The 16214-nt window shown below is 33.9% G+C and carries 13 protein-coding genes; 7 read left to right on the forward strand and 6 right to left on the reverse strand.

The window, feature by feature from the left end; translation table 11 throughout:
• Window positions 1–17: 17 nt before the first annotated feature.
• Complete coding sequence (locus tag LEP1GSC059_RS07275) at window positions 18–440, forward strand: LIC_13387 family protein (RefSeq protein WP_020980535.1); 423 nt, start codon at window positions 18–20, stop codon at window positions 438–440.
• Between the two features lie 523 nt (window positions 441–963).
• The gene (locus tag LEP1GSC059_RS07280) at window positions 964–1503 is read left to right on the forward strand and encodes a DUF1564 domain-containing protein (RefSeq protein ID WP_036057277.1); all 540 of its coding nucleotides are present in this window, start codon (window positions 964–966) and stop codon (window positions 1501–1503) included.
• 191 nt (window positions 1504–1694) lie between these two features.
• Here LEP1GSC059_RS07280 and LEP1GSC059_RS07285 read toward each other — a convergent pair whose 3' ends face one another.
• Window positions 1695–3527 (reverse strand): MutS family DNA mismatch repair protein, encoded by a 1833-nt coding sequence (locus LEP1GSC059_RS07285; RefSeq protein WP_017214977.1) that lies wholly within the window; start codon window positions 3525–3527, stop codon window positions 1695–1697.
• Window positions 3524–3760 carry a hypothetical protein gene (locus LEP1GSC059_RS07290; protein WP_002151442.1) on the reverse strand — a complete coding sequence of 79 codons (237 nt, stop codon included), beginning with the start codon at window positions 3758–3760 and terminating at the stop codon, window positions 3524–3526. Before LEP1GSC059_RS07290 ends, LEP1GSC059_RS07285 begins: the two co-directional genes overlap by 4 nt.
• A gap of 177 nt (window positions 3761–3937) precedes the next feature.
• On the opposite strand from LEP1GSC059_RS07290, the gene LEP1GSC059_RS07295 reads away from it, so the two are divergent.
• Window positions 3938–4144 (forward strand): hypothetical protein, encoded by a 207-nt coding sequence (locus LEP1GSC059_RS07295; RefSeq protein WP_002176818.1) that lies wholly within the window; start codon window positions 3938–3940, stop codon window positions 4142–4144.
• Window positions 4145–4414: 270 nt separating this feature from the next.
• Here LEP1GSC059_RS07295 and LEP1GSC059_RS07300 read toward each other — a convergent pair whose 3' ends face one another.
• From LEP1GSC059_RS07300 to LEP1GSC059_RS07320, 4 genes are all read right to left on the reverse strand, one after another.
• The gene (locus LEP1GSC059_RS07300; protein ID WP_002176819.1) at window positions 4415–6037 is read right to left on the reverse strand and encodes a caspase family protein; all 1623 of its coding nucleotides are present in this window, start codon (window positions 6035–6037) and stop codon (window positions 4415–4417) included.
• A 1010-nt stretch (window positions 6038–7047) separates the two neighbouring features.
• Window positions 7048–8049 carry a ketol-acid reductoisomerase gene (gene ilvC / locus LEP1GSC059_RS07310; protein ID WP_002176822.1) on the reverse strand — a complete coding sequence of 334 codons (1002 nt, stop codon included), beginning with the start codon at window positions 8047–8049 and terminating at the stop codon, window positions 7048–7050.
• A gap of 276 nt (window positions 8050–8325) precedes the next feature.
• Complete coding sequence (locus LEP1GSC059_RS07315; RefSeq protein WP_017214980.1) at window positions 8326–8862, reverse strand: DUF1564 domain-containing protein; 537 nt, start codon at window positions 8860–8862, stop codon at window positions 8326–8328.
• Window positions 8863–9344: 482 nt separating this feature from the next.
• A complete protein-coding gene (locus tag LEP1GSC059_RS07320; protein ID WP_002176810.1) occupies window positions 9345–10937 on the reverse strand; it encodes a methyl-accepting chemotaxis protein in 1593 nt (530 codons plus the stop codon).
• Window positions 10938–11605: 668 nt separating this feature from the next.
• Between LEP1GSC059_RS07320 and LEP1GSC059_RS07325 the strand changes: the two genes are divergently transcribed.
• From LEP1GSC059_RS07325 to LEP1GSC059_RS07340, 4 genes are all read left to right on the forward strand, one after another.
• A complete protein-coding gene (locus LEP1GSC059_RS07325; RefSeq protein WP_017214981.1) occupies window positions 11606–12055 on the forward strand; it encodes an OsmC family protein in 450 nt (149 codons plus the stop codon).
• Window positions 12056–12295: 240 nt separating this feature from the next.
• Window positions 12296–13729: a flavin-containing monooxygenase gene (locus LEP1GSC059_RS07330; protein WP_020980550.1), complete on the forward strand. Its 1434-nt coding sequence runs from the start codon at window positions 12296–12298 to the stop codon at window positions 13727–13729.
• Window positions 13730–13835: 106 nt separating this feature from the next.
• A complete protein-coding gene (locus LEP1GSC059_RS07335) occupies window positions 13836–15167 on the forward strand; it encodes an alkaline phosphatase D family protein (RefSeq protein ID WP_017214982.1) in 1332 nt (443 codons plus the stop codon).
• A 6-nt stretch (window positions 15168–15173) separates the two neighbouring features.
• Window positions 15174–15995: an alpha/beta hydrolase gene (locus LEP1GSC059_RS07340; protein WP_020980534.1), complete on the forward strand. Its 822-nt coding sequence runs from the start codon at window positions 15174–15176 to the stop codon at window positions 15993–15995.
• Window positions 15996–16214 lie beyond the last annotated feature (219 nt).

Raw genomic sequence — 16214 nt, forward strand, 5'->3', positions numbered from 1 at the left:
AACATTAAGGAAAATTTATGAAAGCAAAATTATTCATTCGGATTGCATCAGCGTTGATGTTCGTTTTTGCTTTGGGTCATTCGTTCGGCCATTTTACAAGATACAAAACTTCTGATCCTCAAGCCTTAAGCACAATTTCTATAATGCAACAAACTAAAATTCCTATGCAAGGAGTTACAAAAACTTACGATCAATTTTATACCGGAATGAGTTTGAATTTGAGTATCGTATTGATTTCATTGATGATACTTCTTTGGATTTTATCCAATCTTTCGGAAGCGAATCCTCAAACCGTGCAGAAACTTTTGATTCCTATTTTATTTTGTACTTTTGGTTTTGGTATTACTGGATTTTTCTATTTCTTTTTTGTACCAGCCGTAGTGGCATCGTTAGGTGCTATTTCTATTTTAGTTGGAATTGTTCTTTTAGGAAAGGGTTAACTGCAAATTTTGGATTTTTATATTTATAACCTTAAATTTCAGAAGATCCAATTTTATTACCTATAAAACTGAGCTGTGTTTTTACATTGAACTTAGTTTAACGTGAGTTCGGCATAACAAATGCGAAAGCGATTATTATGCTGCGATCCATAGTGAGCAGCATTGAGTTTGAAAAATTCCGAAGGAATTGGAGCGAAAAGAACTCAGTAAAACGCTTTTTACGAAAGCGTTTGAACTCAGCACAACGCTTTCCTATGGGTCGCGTTAACTCAGCGTCTCGCTTCTATTGGCGCTCGGGAAACTCAAAACGTTGCTGCCTGCTGTCGCAACATTAGGTCGTGAGCCATTTTAACTATGAAATTTGCGAGCTGCGACGACGACCCGTAGAGAGTCGTTGCATTGAGTTTATTATTCGCCCCAATTTTCTTACGTCGAACTCACGTTAGTTTAAAATATTTTGTTTTTCCCAAAAAATTTCTTCATAAACCGTTCCGCTTGGAAAGTTCTAAGAACCGTTTCTGGTATGGACATTCTTTTATTGGACGACGGTCAAAAAATTGAGTCTGCTTTGGTAGAAGGTTCTGTTGGTACAGATTCTCTTTTAGTTCCAGATGTTTATTGGAATCGTTTGAATCTTCAGGAAAGAAAAGCCCTTCGGAGCAAACTCCCTTTTCTATTGAGAAAATATTCTAAGCAAATCGCTTCTATGAAACGCCTTCATAACCGGGCGGGTAAAATCAAATACAATCGGGACGTTGGTAAAATGAAAAAGTTTAGTATTCGAGTTCATACTGGTGTTTGGGCGACTTTAGGCGTGTTGGCTGCGGCTCATGGGGTTTCGAGGTGTTATCTTTTTAATTACATGCTTTGGCTGGAGGACCTTGGTGGAAAGGAGGATTTTTTTGTGAAAAATTTGAACCGGGGAGTTCCTAGCTTTCACTGGACTTACGAAATGACTTGGAAGATCAACAGGAGACAAAATCTAATCTCAAGAGAATTAAAATTTGAACCAAACCCGATGACAGATAAATACCCATACTACCTAACGTTTAATTTGGCGTAACCAATTATTATATTGCGATCCATCGAAAACGACTCATAGGGTGATTCCAGAGCTACCATTGAAACTCAGCGGGTCCCATCTGAACTCAGTGAAACGTTTTTTACAAAAGCGTTTCAGTCAGGGACTCATTTTATTAATTTATAATATTCTTTTTTATTAATTCAACTTGTAATAGTTCCTAGATTGAATTTTTACGTAAAATCCAGATCTAATCCTTCTTGAATTAAAATTCGAAGAGCGTTGCTAGTTTCAACTAGTCCCTCTCGAATTTTATAATCAAAATACATATCTCCATCTAAAACTTCCTCTTGAAAATGTTTTAAGACAACACCTTCCACTTTTGCAAGTTCAAGATCATGACTCGTTACAAAAACAATTGTACGATTTTTTTTGAGTTCTTTTAAAATTCCCTTACAAGCAAGAGAACGTTCTCTCGTATTAGTCCCTTTTAAAATTTCATCTAATAGAACAAGATGAGACGAATTTTTATCCCTGATCTTTTTTACGATCTCGGAAAGTCTTCTCACTTCCGAATAAAAAAAAGAAATTCCTTCTTCTAAGTTATCCTCGTTTCTCATACTCGTATGAATTTTTAAAACGGGTAATGAAAATTTGGACGCGGGAGTCGGACCACCCGCCATGGCAAAAATAGAAGCCACACCAATCGTACGAAGATAAGTGGTTTTTCCAGACATATTCGAGCCCGTAATCAGTACTACATCTTGTTTTCCAGTAAAATCCAATGGATTAGAAACTCTGGAGCCAGAAGGAATCAAAGGATGAAAAAGATCCTTACCTGAAATTCCTTCTTTAGAATTTTCAGAAAGAATTTCCGGAAAACAATAATCAGGAAACATCCATTTCAAATTCGCAAAAGGAAATAAAGAATCAAATAAGGTTAAATCCTCGATCGATTTTTCCAAAAGTATAAAATGTTTTTCTCTCCATTTCGAAATTTTCTGTAAAATCCAAAGATCGTAAAGAAACAGATTATTTAAAATCAAATGTAAAAGAGGAGCTTCGGTCAGAGAAACACGTTTTAAAATCAGATCCAAATCTTTATAAGCAGATCTTAATTCTTCCTTGGAAGTATCCTCCAAAAGAAATCTACCATTTTTATCCCTGATTTTCAGGCCTTTTAAGTATATTAGAATTTTCTGAAGTCCCGAAATACTTCTAGAAATAGAATAATACTGTCTAAAAATTTCCAAAGAACGGGAACGATACAGCCCAAACAGGATCAAATTTAAAAATAAAACGGAGGCAGGAAAAGGAACCCCTAAAAGTAAGTTTGCGGGGATAAATGCAAGCACCAAAATCGTAATTGGTCTATATATCTTTTTCAACCAAGGGTAACTTCCCCAAAATTTGGATGCATTTTCATCTCGAATTAATTTTGTTTCAGTTTTAGTACAAATGTGAGAAACATCTTGATTTTCCTTTAGATAAGAGGCGAGCCTAAGTATTTTAGGAATTGCTAATGTTTTTTCAGAAATCGATCGAACAATAGACTGACGTAAAAGTATATTCTCCCTATTGTTAGGCGAAGAAGAATTTTCTAGATCCAAAAGGGAAATCAATTTTTGTTCTGCATTGTAAGTGAAAGTAGTATCCAACCAAGAAAATAAGCCATTTTCTTGAAACAGATCTAAATCTCTGGCTAAAGGAGAAACTTTTTCCAAAACAATTTTAGTTCCAAATTTTTTACCAAAACCTTTGATTGAAATTCTTGCAGATTCTCTTTCCAAAACAAAAATCCAAAGCCGAATTTTTTCCCGAGTTAAAAGAGTCTTTTTATATCTCCGGACAAAAAAGAAAAAAAGAAAAAGAAAAACTAGAGAAGGAAGATAATAAAGAATTGAAGAACGTAAATAGTAGAAAACAGAAATCCAAAGTAAAAAGATGGAAAAGAAAACAAGACGAGATAATGAAAGTTTGGAAAGAAGAACGGAAATTTTATCGTAAAGTTGATTTAACTTTTCAGCTCTGCGTTTAAGCAAATCGATCCGAGTAAAAGAAGTCATCCAATAACGGAACTTATATTTTCGTAGTGTTCATTTTCTCGTTTATAAATTTCAAAATCCAACAAACGAACCAACGACCCGAAGTCCGGCATTACCCAACGTGAAACCAATTTACCTCGATCCTTACCTTTGATCTTATCCATATATACGTAGCCAAATAAATCTGTGCCGTATTCATAAGCGACAAATCTTCCAGTCCTTTTACCCGTATTGTTGATCATTCGGATCTGCATTTTTTTGCAATTTTATTGTTTTGAGAAAATTAGTACAAGAAAAAAACACTCAAGGATTTTCCAATTTCTTCGATAGATAGTTCTGGGAGTCAATTGCTTTCTCAAGGATGAGAATAAGCGGGATTCCCAATAAAAACAAAACTTAAAACCAAACCAGAAAGTCGCACGGAGGCGCATATGTTTTATCCAGAGATGGACCCAGATCTAAAAAGTTCCTTTCTTTCAATCGACAAAACAGTAGCAAACCTAATCAACAATACCATTCTTCCAGAAGCCGGCCTAAAGGCAGGAAATCTTCTCAACGTAAATCAGATGAAAAAGTTAAAGGAAATCCGCAAACGCAGATTTAGATCTAGCGAATGGAAAAACTTTTTGAAAGACTAAAATAACGTGAGTTCGGCATAACAAATGTAAAAGCGATTATTATGCTGCGATCCACAGAGCAGCATTGAGTTTATTATTCGCCCAATTTTCTTACGTCGAACTCACGTTAAATTAGAGTTGTTGAAAAACTCCATAGTGAAGATTCACAAAATTGCTTCAATTGTCTATTTCAATACAACGGAAATGGATCAAGAATTAATTTTAAAACAAAAAAGCCCGCTGCATTGGCGGGCTTTTCATTTATTTCACTTAAAAACGAAATATAATACTTTAGTATTTCGTTTTGGTAGAAGGCATCTTTACATTTAAAATGACATCCACTTTAGTCACATCTCCTTCTCTTACGTTGATCATTGAATTGTTGAGATTCAAATCCTCTGCAAAAGAAGCTTTGATTTCATAATCCCCTGGCTTTAGATTTGTGAACCAGAAATTTCCTTCGCTGTCTGTATTCAATTTTTGAATTCCAGTAACACTCGAAATCGTAGGCATAAAGATCGGCTGATTAATTACAGGATTATCCAAAGTTTTATAAAAAACTTTTCCTTGAATAGCACCAAAACCGCTCATAGAAACGTTGATCGGAAGTTCATTCTTCTTATTTGGAAGAACTGCAAACGTTTCCTGGATTTCTGGATAATCATCCGCCTTAATCGTAATTTTATGAACTCCGGCTGGAACCTTGTTCAATGTGATCGTGTAGATATTACCAGGAATCAACTGTCCTTGTCTTTTAACGGCGCCCCAAAAATTGGAAGAATTAGAGGTTATAGTAGAAGAAAATTCTTGATCGTCTATATAAACTTTAACGTTTCGATTTCCTTTTCTTTTTTTCTTGGCGAAAATCAAAATATCGGGCGGAAGATCCGAAAGTCCATATGCACGATCTTGAATAATCGTAGTCTTTAAAACTAAATCTCCTCTTTCATTTGTAGGAACTACAGGAGGTTCTTCCGGAGTTACCACTGGTTGTGAAGGATCGGGTTTGACTGGATCTGGTTCAGGTTCTACAGAAGGGGCGGGAGGTTTTGGAGGATCAACCGGCTTTGGAGGTTCCGGACTTTTTTTACCCGAAAGAAAAATGCCAGAAGCGTTTCCGGAAATCTGAGGCACTTGTTCATGTTGGAATTTCTTTGCCATCTGAACGGTTTCTTCTCTTGATTTGAAAAATGCTTCCAGAGCCGTAACAACGTTATCTTTATTTAAATCTGCAGAACCTAGGGCTTTTCCAAAGTTATAAGTAAAAATCCCATGATTGATACTTCCGCCAACTTCAATCGCAGTTTGGTTATCATCTGCAGAAGAAATGATCGTTTTATCTTGAAAGAAAAAATCTTCTGCGTCCTGTTTTACGGTTCCATTACTTCCTTCGGGAATCGGAACATCAGCGGAACCTCGAGTCGATTTTCCTTTTTTAGCGATCCCACCCGAAAAACAACAATCGAAGATAAATACAGTCTTAGGAGATTTTATTTTTTCTAAGTATTTATTCAGTTCATCGTCTGGAAGGTGAGGCCTGTCGTAACAAATAATAAGATTTCTCATCCCATTTTTTGCAGACGCATCTCTTTGAAAAGCACCGTGTCCGGAAAAATAAAGCAGAACGGTATCGTTATCTCCCGCTTTCTTTGCTAAAGCTTTGATTTCTTTTTCTATATTATCTTTTGTGACTTCTTTTCCGAGAACGATTTTAACTTCATCAAAGTTTCCTACCTTTCGAATTTCATCGTTCAAATAACTTGCGTCCGCTTCACAAAGATTGAGTTCCGGAATTCCAGCCTTATTGCCTGTATAGTTAGTTCCGAAAATAAGTCCGTATCTCTTTTGTGCAAATGCATCCGTTGCAAAAAATAAAATCAAACAGACAACGATTGCTGATAACTTGGATTTCAAACCTAGCCTCCTAAAGATTCATTTAGAATGGAATCAAAGTAACAAAAGAAATCCTTTTGTCATTATTTTTTTAAATCAAGAATTGAGACTCTTCAATTTAAAAAAGAATTATCTAAAATTTATTTGGCCGAATTAGAATCGAAAAGTATATACTTTACGACCGATTCGTAAAAGAAACAGAAAGAAATCTATCTCAGATAAATCGTATTGTAACTCCAAGTTGCAATTCTATATCATAATAATTTACAGAATCTAAAATTCGACTTATTTTATAAAAAAGGTTAAACTAAGTAAACTCAATGCAGACACTGATTTATCTTATTTCGAAGAGATTTGATTCATTTTTGGTCTCAGAGGCCAGACATTGACAGTTGTCTTCCTGATGAACTTATGCCCAAATTCTATCGCGATCACTGGGATCGAAGAATTCGAAAACGAAATACAAATCTATAACATTAGAGTTATTGAAAATTCCATAGCGACGATTAACAAAACTGTTTTAATTACCGTTTCTATAAAACAGAAACAGATGGAGAATTAATTTTTCAAAAACTCTATTAATTATACCTAGATTTACAAGAACTCAACATATAGTTTCAGATTACAAAACTCCTATTTTAACGTGAGTTCGGCAGAAGGAATTCATTTTTCTGAAAAAAGTTAGGGACTGAATTTTCTAGATCAATTCCTAAATGTGGGAACTCATACAAAAAGTAAATGTTTAAGAATTTGTAATGTGATTTAATTTGTGGGAACTACCACAGATCAAGATTTTACAAACAAGTTTTAAAACTATAGAAACTCATACTTTTAGAAAATTTTTTCATTTTCTCCGCAAATTCATATTTTCACTTATGGACAAAAAACAGAAAATGCAATGTCTATCAGCAAAAGAGTTTTTAAATACAAAAACTTTTTTCCTTTCAATCATTGAATCCGAGAAAAAATAAAAAACCCGGAAAATGATAAACATCCGCCGGGTTTTCTTTAAGAATAAATTTGAGACGAAATTATTTAGATAACCATTTCATCATACTTCTTAATTTCTTTCCCACAGATTCAATTGGATGAGATGCATTTTTATCTCTCATATTTTTAAAGTTCGGATAGCCCGCTTTTGTTTCGGCCATCCAATTGGTAGCAAATTTTGCCCCTTTATCTTTTTGAATATCGTTGAGAACTTCTTTCATTCTCTGTTTTACGCCTGGATCGATCACTCGAGGACCACTTACATAATCCCCGTATTCCGCAGTATCAGAGATAGAAAATCTCATTCTTGCCAATCCACCTTCGTAAATTAGATCCGTGATCAGTTTCACTTCATGAAGACATTCGAAGTATGCAATTTCAGGATCATATCCGGCTTCGGTTAAAGTTTCAAAACCCGCCATGATCAGATTGGAAAGTCCTCCACAAAGAACTACTTGTTCTCCAAAAAGATCCGTTTCGGTTTCTTCACGGAATGATGTTTCCAAAATTCCAGCACGACCCCCACCCACTCCTGCCGCATGTGCAAGAGCTCTTTTTTTTGCTTCGCCAGACGAATCTTGATGAATTGCAATCAAACAAGGAACTCCTCCTCCTTCGGTATAAACTCTACGGACGAGATGGCCTGGACCTTTAGGAGCCACCATATACACGTCTACTTCTTTTGGAGGTTTGATAAAATCGTAATGAATATTAAACCCATGAGAAAAAACGAGCGCGTCTCCTTTTTTAAGATTCGGTTCAATATCTTTTTTATAAAGATCCGCTTGAATTGTATCCGGTGCTAGAATTTGTATGATGTCCGCTTTTTGTGAAGCTTCTGCGACGCTATACACTTCGAAACCAGCGTTCTTTGCGTCTTGAACGGATTTGGATCCTTCTTTTAAACCAATAATTACTTTTAACCCGGAATCTTTCATGTTTTGAGCCTGGGCATGTCCCTGGCTTCCGTAACCGATTACCGCGATGGTTTTACCTTTTAGCGAGTTTAAATCACAATCGGCGTCGTAATAGATATTTGCCATTTTCTCTTTCCTCGAATGTTCCTTTTTACTAAACATTTGAAAAAGGATAGAATGACAACTGAAATAACCCTGGAAAAGTTCGCGGATACTTTGTAATTTGAGTTTTGCAAATTTAAACCTCCTTAACCAAATCCAGGTCCTTTATTTAAGGATGGGAAATCTAAGATAATAAGCTTAATAGTAAATCGAAGTGATCTTGATATAAGGGATCAATATTTGTTCTCGTCGATTCGTTCGGAGTTTCTATTTTTTAGGCTCCTTTAGTTTATAATTTTTTTATGTAGAAAACCGTTCTAGATCTAAAGCATAAAAATAGGATTCTGGTTCACAGTGTAGTTTTCGAGTTACTCGGTTGTTTGGCAGGTCTAAGTGCAGGATATAACTGTAAGACCAGTGAAATGCGGGAACCCCCGCCCGAACCGTATTCAAGATAGAATTCCCGACCCCAAGAGCTTCCAATTTCAAAAGATAATTAAAAAGATAACACTTAGACACACCATGAGCCTGAGCCAACGTTCCCAAAAGAGTCCAACTTCCGGAAGGAACACGAACATTGATTCGTTTCATTTTTAATTTACCTGGACTAGGTTGATATAAAGTTCTGTCCGCCTTGTTGCCGAGACGTTTCGACGAAGAAAGATATTTCCCATAAATTTTCAAAAGCGCAGGAATTCTTTTAGTAAGCAACTTAACGTCTTTTTCAGGAAAAAGAAGCCAAATATCTTCCGGAATCAAAAGAGTCACAGTCTCGGAAGGATCTTTTTGAAGTGCAGAACTAATTTCATGGTCAGAGTTGAGTAATAAAACACCCATACTCATTACGGTTCTCGCAAGGAGTAAAACGGATCAAATTTGAATCAAAAAAATCACATATTTCAAAAAAACTCAAAGGCCAAAAACAAAGAAACCTAGGCTTATTATAATTTTAGAATATAGTTTTTTAAAATAACCTGAGTTTAATGTTAATAGTGTAGTTTCTTGCACGTTCTAAATCAACAGTATAACATAAATCTGCAGTAGTTCCCACATTTCAAGAATCAAGATGATTTTTCAATTCTACATTAGAGTTGTTGAAAAATTAATTCTACGCCTGTTTTTATTTTATGGAAACGGTCGATTAAAGCAGTTTTATTAAACTGGACTATGGGATTTTTCAACAACCCTAATGTTAAAATTTATATGACTTCCCACATTTTATGAAGCTCAGCAAACACCACACTCTACGAATCGGTGTTTAGGTTTTGAGACAAACTCAAAATAGAAGTTTTCTTTAAAAAATATACATCTTTTCACTGTTAGGTGTTTATTTCTGCAAGGATAAGCGTATCTGACTGTGTTTCCAATTCTCTGACAACCACGCTTAAATTTTCACTTTTTGTAACCAAAGATTCCATAGAATTTTGAAGTAAGGAAATTGCTTCTACAATTCCTCGTAATCCCATCTTTTGTTCGGAAGAAGCAAGTTCTATTTCCGAAGACAAAGAACGTAAACGATCTAAAGTAGAAAAGAATTCGGAATTAATTTTCCTCTGTTCGTGAAATAAATTCGAAAACTCATCAAATCGAACAAACAAATCTTGAATTAAGGTATCTTGTTCTTTTACATGCCCTGCAGTTGTTTCAGCAGACTCTCGACCCATTTGCACATGATTAGAAGAATCTCGAATGATTTTTGAAATTAAATCCGCATTTCCAGCACTACTTTCTGCGAGCTTAGAAACTTCTTGTGCAACAACTGCAAAACCTCTACCCGCCTCTCCGGCTCTAGCCGCTTCAATAGACGCATTCAAAGAAAGTAAATTAGTCCTATCCGCAACTTCGGACATGATTCGATTTACCTCCCCCACACTTCTAAAAGAATCTCCCAAAGAAGAAAGAGAACCTGACAGTTCTTCTACAAACTTAGTGACCATTACCCCAGACTTACGAACCTTATCCATACTTTGATCCAAGGTTTGGTTGAAATTAGAAATTTTTTCTATAATCGATTTTAAATTATTACTATGAAGGATTAAACTTTCAATATTTTTAAACTGATTTTTTACATTATATGAAGAATTCTCAGTTTGAGATTGAAATTGTTCCACTGTTGAGCTAATCTCTTCAAAAGAAGAAGCGTGCGTAGAAACTAAAACAGAAAGATCATCCATAAAACTTTTTAAATTCTTGGAGGAATCTTTCAGATATAATGCGGAATCTTTCATTTTAGAACTTCTTTGAGCAATTAGTTTATGAGATTCTTCTAATGCTTCCTGTCTGTACTTGGAATTTTCTCTCAATCGCATAAACAGTTTTACAAGAATTCGAACAATTACTGCACAAGCAAATACGAATAAGATTTTTGTAATTTGTTCCGAAACAGAAGCATAACCCAACGAATTAGCAAGTTTCTTTTGTTCCGTCAAAATCAAACCGTATCGTGCCGCAGTCAAAACCGCCAAAGCCTGTGCCCCCCCGGACAAAAACCCGATCCAAAGTACAAAATTAGGAGTTAACAAAAGCCCGGAGGAAACTATATATAAATAACTGATCCCGTATAAAATAGGACTTTTTACCACGCCTGTGGTAAAATCGGGATGATCCATAGTTGCACCCACCATAACCAAAAACTGAACAAAAACATCCATCAGAAGAAATGCTTTGCTGAGAGTATGAGATATACTACCTGTTTTTCGAATTTTATAAAAACTATAGATAAAATTAAAAAACATAGCGGTCGTGCCACTTAAATATAAAATATTTTGAATTGAATTAGTGCGTTTCCAGTTGATTAAAATTGAAGCATAAAAAAGCAAAATCAAGCCAAATCGAATCCAATTGATATAGGCAGGACCCGAGGCAAAGATCTCTTCATCGGTTTTTCTTTTTATTTCTTTTTTTAAGGGCATAGCCTAATAGTGTTACGTACTTTGAAAAATCAATGGTTTTTCCAAAAACTTAGAGTAGAAGTACATTAAATATTCATTTTATCAAAATTTCTGAAATAACTATTAATCATTTCAGAAAATTCTACTAAGTAATTTATATGCAAAATTAAAAATCATTTTTAAGACAAGTCTTAAACAAAACATTTCCTAAAACATAACGAATTCCCAAATCGTTTAATAAAAAGACTAAAAGCAACGATGAATTTTTTTGTATCAAACAATAAAAGTTTACTTCATTTTACGAATAAAATATTTTTTGAATTTCCATTCCATATCTTTACAATCATAACCTTTATCAGTACGTGAATTTTGCAGATTTTTTTATTTTTTTCTAAAAACCTGCGAAAGTTTCATTTCGAAAAAATGAATGTGGTATTTAATTGCAAAAAATTCTAACAAATTTCGATGCGAACTCTACTTATTTTAAAAACTTCTGCATCTTTGTAAAATTCACTATTAATTTTAGTAAGCATTTTTACGTATCTTAATTGTAAATCTAATTAAAATAAGTTAGATTTTACAAATGCTGTAGAATCTAGTAAGGTTGAATTTTAAATAGTTTATTATATAATCCTAAATAAACATTATAGAGTTATTGAAAAACTTTAAATTATTACGAGGAAAACAAAATGTCCGAACATAAAATTAGTTTATTTTGGAAAAAAGGACCCGAAGATTTTAAATACGATTCTTACGATAGGACTCATTCGATTTGGTACGAAGGTGGTCAAAAGTTACATGGCTCATCCACACCGGAAACTTATGGAAAAGCAGAATATACAAACCCAGAAGAATTACTAGCTTCTTCCGTATGTAGTTGTCATTTTTTGACCTTCCTTGCAATCGCATCAAAAAGTAGATTCATCGTTTCCAATTACGAGGATAACGCAATCGCAATTCTAGAAAAAAACGAAGAAGGAAAGATAATAGTCACTAAAATAGAACTTTACCCTAAGGTAATTTTTGAAGGTGATAAAATTCCAGACTTAGATACGTTAGCTGGTCTTCATGAAAAAGCTCATAAAAATTGTTTTATAGCAAATTCAATCAAATCTAAAGTGACAATCCATCCTAATTAAAATATATTTCCATAATATTTTATTATTCAAAAATTACTAACACATTATATTTTATAAATATTATAAACTCTGCAATAATTACCTTAGGGACAATTCATAACAATCTTATTTTAATTACACAAGTATTAAGTAATTATAGCGTTCTCTATTTTACTCAAAACTTTTTCATTGACTATATTATAATTTCAAAACACCTATCATATATCTTAACTACTTATTATTTATAAAATTAGGAGAGAAATGTCTTTATTACCGACCGTATGTATTATAGGTGCAGGTCCTAGTGGAATCGCAGTATGCAAAGCGCTTAAAGATAAAGGAATTCCGTTTGAGTGTTACGAAGCGGGAAGTGAAGTCGGTGGGAACTGGAAATTCAAGAACGATAATAAAATGAGTAGCATCTATAAGTCTCTGCATACCAACACTCATAAAGACAAAATGGAATACAAAGACTATCCTATGCCAAATTCTTACGCCGCTTATCCGGATCATCAAAAAATCTCAGAATACTTCATAAACTACGTTAATCATTTCGGATTTCGAAATCATATTTTTTTTAAAACTCCAATAACCCACGTAAAACGTAAAGAAGACGGAACATGGTCAATAGTAACTGAAGATGGAAAACAAAAATATTATGATGTACTCATAGTATCCAATGGACATCACTGGTCTCAAAGATGGCCCAAGCCGGATTTTTCAGGAAAATTTACGGGAGATATCATTCATTCTCATTCGTATGTAGATCCCAATAAGCCAATTCAACTGGCTGGAAAGCGTGTTGTGATTCTCGGAATGGGAAACAGCGCTATGGATATTGCAGTCGAACTCTGTCGTCCAGGAATTTCATCTAAAGTTTTTTTAGCGGCAAGAAGAGGAGCTTATATCATTCCCAACTATCTCTTTGGAAAACCTTTAGATAAAATCGCTACTCTCTTTCCTGTTCATACTCCATTTTGGTTAAAAAGTCTTATCATAAAATTTGCATTAAAATTAGGAGTAGGAAATGTTGAAGATTTCGGTCTTCAAAAACCGGATCATAAACCAGGGGCTGCCCACTTTACAATTTCTCAGGACATTCTCGTTCGATTAGGCAGGGGAGATATAATTCCAAAACCAAATATAGAGTCGTATAACGGTAATAAGGTGATATTTGTAGACGGCAGCGAAGAAGAAATAGACGTAGTCATTTATTGTACCGGTTACAACGTAAAATTTCCGTTTTTTGACGAAAACTTCCTATCAGCAAAAGACAATCATCTGCCTCTATTTCATAGAATGATAAAACCAGAATTTAAAAATCTTTTTTTCGTAGGGTTATTTCAACCTCTTGGACCAATTGCTCCTTTATCCGAGTTTCAAGGCAAATGGATTTCCGAATATCTGGTCGGAAACTATGAACTTCCATCTGAAGAAAAAATGAATCAATCAATTGAAAAATATGAATCCAAAATGAAAAGACGTTATATAACATCTGCAAGACATACGATGCAGGTGGATTTTGAAGGTTTTTTGTATGATATGAAATCTGAATTGAAAAAAGGGATCAAAAGAGCGGCTAAAAATGGAAATAAACTTCCAGTCCGTGCCCTTGCTCGAAACAAATCAATTTTGTCTGATGACATCTCTGCAAAACAATTTAAAAACAAAGCTAAATTACTTTCAGAAATTTGAATTCGTTTTCTATGAAAAATATTCTAAAGAAAACCCAAAACGCTTTTAATATACGTCCTTAAGTTTTTACAAATTTTACGATTAACGAGTAAAAGGAGATTCACTTATGAAATTTCGAATTTTAAAATATGAGACGATTTCCTATTTTCTCTTTCTATTTTTCAGTCATATACTCGGAGCAGAATCAGCAAAAATCGTTTCAGGACCAATTTTAGGATACTCCACTTTAAAAGAAGTTCTGGTTTGGGTTCAAACAGATCGAAAATCTAATGTTAAATTAGAATATTCTGAAATTGGAAATTCAAAACATAAAATTTTTTCCGAAGAAATTCAAACAAAACCAGAGACTGGTTTTATCGCAAAGTTAATTGCAAACCAAGTTGAACCAGGTAAAAAATATAATTATAATATACTTATAGATGAAAAAAGAATTCCGGCAGAACACTCTCAGGTATTTCAAACCCAACCTTTTTTTCCATACGCTTCTAATGAAGACCCTCCTTCTTTTTCCTTTGCTCTTGGAAGTTGTTCTTATATAAATGAACCAGAATTTGAAGCTCCAGGAAAAACTTATGGAGGAGAATATTTTATCTTTAATTCGATTCTTTCTAAAAAGCCAAATTTTATGCTTTGGTTAGGAGATAACATTTATTTAAGAGAGCCAGATTGGGATTCAAGAACTGGATTTTTTCATCGTTACAGACATCAAAGGGGAATTCCAGAACTTGCTCCTCTTTTTGCATCGGTTCATCATTATGCAATTTGGGACGATCACGATTTTGGTCCAAACGATGCAGACTCTTCTTTTTGGATGAGAGAAACTTCTGAAGAAATGTTCAAACTCCACTGGGGAAATCCAAATTATGCAAAGGAAGGTATTTACGGTTCATTTACATGGAGTGACGTTCAATTTTTTCTTTTAGATAATAGGACATTTAGAACAGCTAACAATAATAAGGTGATAGGTCCGAGACAAATTTTAGGAGAAACACAATTTCAGTGGCTTGCAAATTCATTGGCTTATTCAAAAGCTACTTTTAAGTTTATTGTTATGGGAGGACAATTTTTAAATCCGAATCCGATCTTTGAAAATTACGCCACTTATTTAGAAGAAAAAAATAAAATTCTTTCCGCGATTCGGGATTTAAAAGTTAAAAATATAATTTTTCTAACTGGGGACCGCCATTTTACGGAATTGAATTTTTTAAAAGAAAAAGACATACCGATTTACGATCTTACGATTTCTCCACTAACATCCAGGCCCCATTCTCCAAGCTCGGAAAACAATCCTTTACGTGTAGAAAAAACTCTCGTCGACAAAAGGAATTTCGGAACCATTTCCATAAGCGGAAAACGAAATGAAAGAAAACTAATCCTACAGATTTTTGACGTTTATGGAAAAGAACTTTGGAAAAAAGAAATTCTTTCAAATCCCTGATTTAGTATGAAACGATCGATGAGTCTTATCATTACATTTTTATTATCTTTTATTTTTTTAATTTTGTTTCTAATTTGGTGGAATCAAGAAAGACTGATTTTTTTTCCAGAAAAACTTTCTGAAAATTTTATATTCCATTTTCCGAATGAATTTCAGGAAATCAAACTCGCCACTCCCGATGGAGAAATGAGTTATGGACTTTTTTTTCCTTCTAAGAGTAATCTTTCTAAAAAAACAATACTATTTTTTCATGGAAACGCGGGAAGTTTGAGAACATGGGGAAGAATTTATGAAGATTTTCTTCCACTTGGATGGAATCTTTTAATTACAGATTATAGAGGGTATGGAAAAAATTCCGGAAGTATTTCCGAAAAATCGATGAATTCCGATGCGGAATTATGGCTGAGTTATTTGCTCAATGAACTTAAAATTCCCAGAAACGAAATTGTAATCTATGGCCGGTCGATAGGAACAGGGGTAGCGATCAATTTAGTTTCTAAAAATCCAGATTTGAATTTATTTTTAGAAACCCCGTTTACGGATTTATTAACACTTGCACGAAATTATTATCCTTTTATACAAACTTGGATGTTAAAATTTCAATTTCAGAATCTGGCTAAATTAAAAAATATTCGTTCTAAAATTAGAATCTTTCACGGAACACAAGATCAAATCATTCCTTATTCTAACTCGGAAATCATATTCAAAAAATTGAAAGAACAAAATCAAGATGTAATTCTTTTTACAATTTCAAACGGTTCTCACAACGATCTAACTATTTATCCGGAATATCATCGTGCTTTGAAAAATAGTTTAGACGAATTATGACTATAAATATTGTTTAATATTTATTTGCAAGGTTCCACATCCAATAACTTATCCCAAAATTGGAAAATTAATAGAATAAGAAGTAATTTGTGAGAACTCTTACGTTTTATTCAGAATAAGTTTTTGAAACAGATTCTAAGTTTGAATCAATTCTCATAAAAATATCTTCCAGGAAAGAATTTCCACCAAATCTAAAAAGAATCTTCATCTAATTAACGT

This window comes from Leptospira noguchii serovar Panama str. CZ214 (assembly GCF_000306255.2).
GTDB lineage: Bacteria > Spirochaetota > Leptospiria > Leptospirales > Leptospiraceae > Leptospira > Leptospira noguchii.

Excerpts from the sequence above, each read along its gene's own strand:
- LEP1GSC059_RS07275 (WP_020980535.1), top strand. The coding sequence starts at position 18 with ATGAAAGCAAAATTATTCATTCGGATTGCATCAGCGTTGATGTTCGTT.
- LEP1GSC059_RS07280 (WP_036057277.1), top strand. The coding sequence starts at position 964 with ATGGACATTCTTTTATTGGACGACGGTCAAAAAATTGAGTCTGCTTTG.
- LEP1GSC059_RS07285 (WP_017214977.1), bottom strand. The coding sequence starts at position 3,527 with ATGACTTCTTTTACTCGGATCGATTTGCTTAAACGCAGAGCTGAAAAG.
- LEP1GSC059_RS07290 (WP_002151442.1), bottom strand. The coding sequence starts at position 3,760 with ATGCAGATCCGAATGATCAACAATACGGGTAAAAGGACTGGAAGATTT.
- LEP1GSC059_RS07295 (WP_002176818.1), top strand. The coding sequence starts at position 3,938 with ATGTTTTATCCAGAGATGGACCCAGATCTAAAAAGTTCCTTTCTTTCA.
- ilvC (WP_002176822.1), bottom strand. The coding sequence starts at position 8,049 with ATGGCAAATATCTATTACGACGCCGATTGTGATTTAAACTCGCTAAAA.
- LEP1GSC059_RS07315 (WP_017214980.1), bottom strand. The coding sequence starts at position 8,862 with ATGGGTGTTTTATTACTCAACTCTGACCATGAAATTAGTTCTGCACTT.
- LEP1GSC059_RS07320 (WP_002176810.1), bottom strand. The coding sequence starts at position 10,937 with ATGCCCTTAAAAAAAGAAATAAAAAGAAAAACCGATGAAGAGATCTTT.
- LEP1GSC059_RS07325 (WP_017214981.1), top strand. The coding sequence starts at position 11,606 with ATGTCCGAACATAAAATTAGTTTATTTTGGAAAAAAGGACCCGAAGAT.
- LEP1GSC059_RS07330 (WP_020980550.1), top strand. The coding sequence starts at position 12,296 with ATGTCTTTATTACCGACCGTATGTATTATAGGTGCAGGTCCTAGTGGA.
- LEP1GSC059_RS07335 (WP_017214982.1), top strand. The coding sequence starts at position 13,836 with ATGAAATTTCGAATTTTAAAATATGAGACGATTTCCTATTTTCTCTTT.
- LEP1GSC059_RS07340 (WP_020980534.1), top strand. The coding sequence starts at position 15,174 with ATGAAACGATCGATGAGTCTTATCATTACATTTTTATTATCTTTTATT.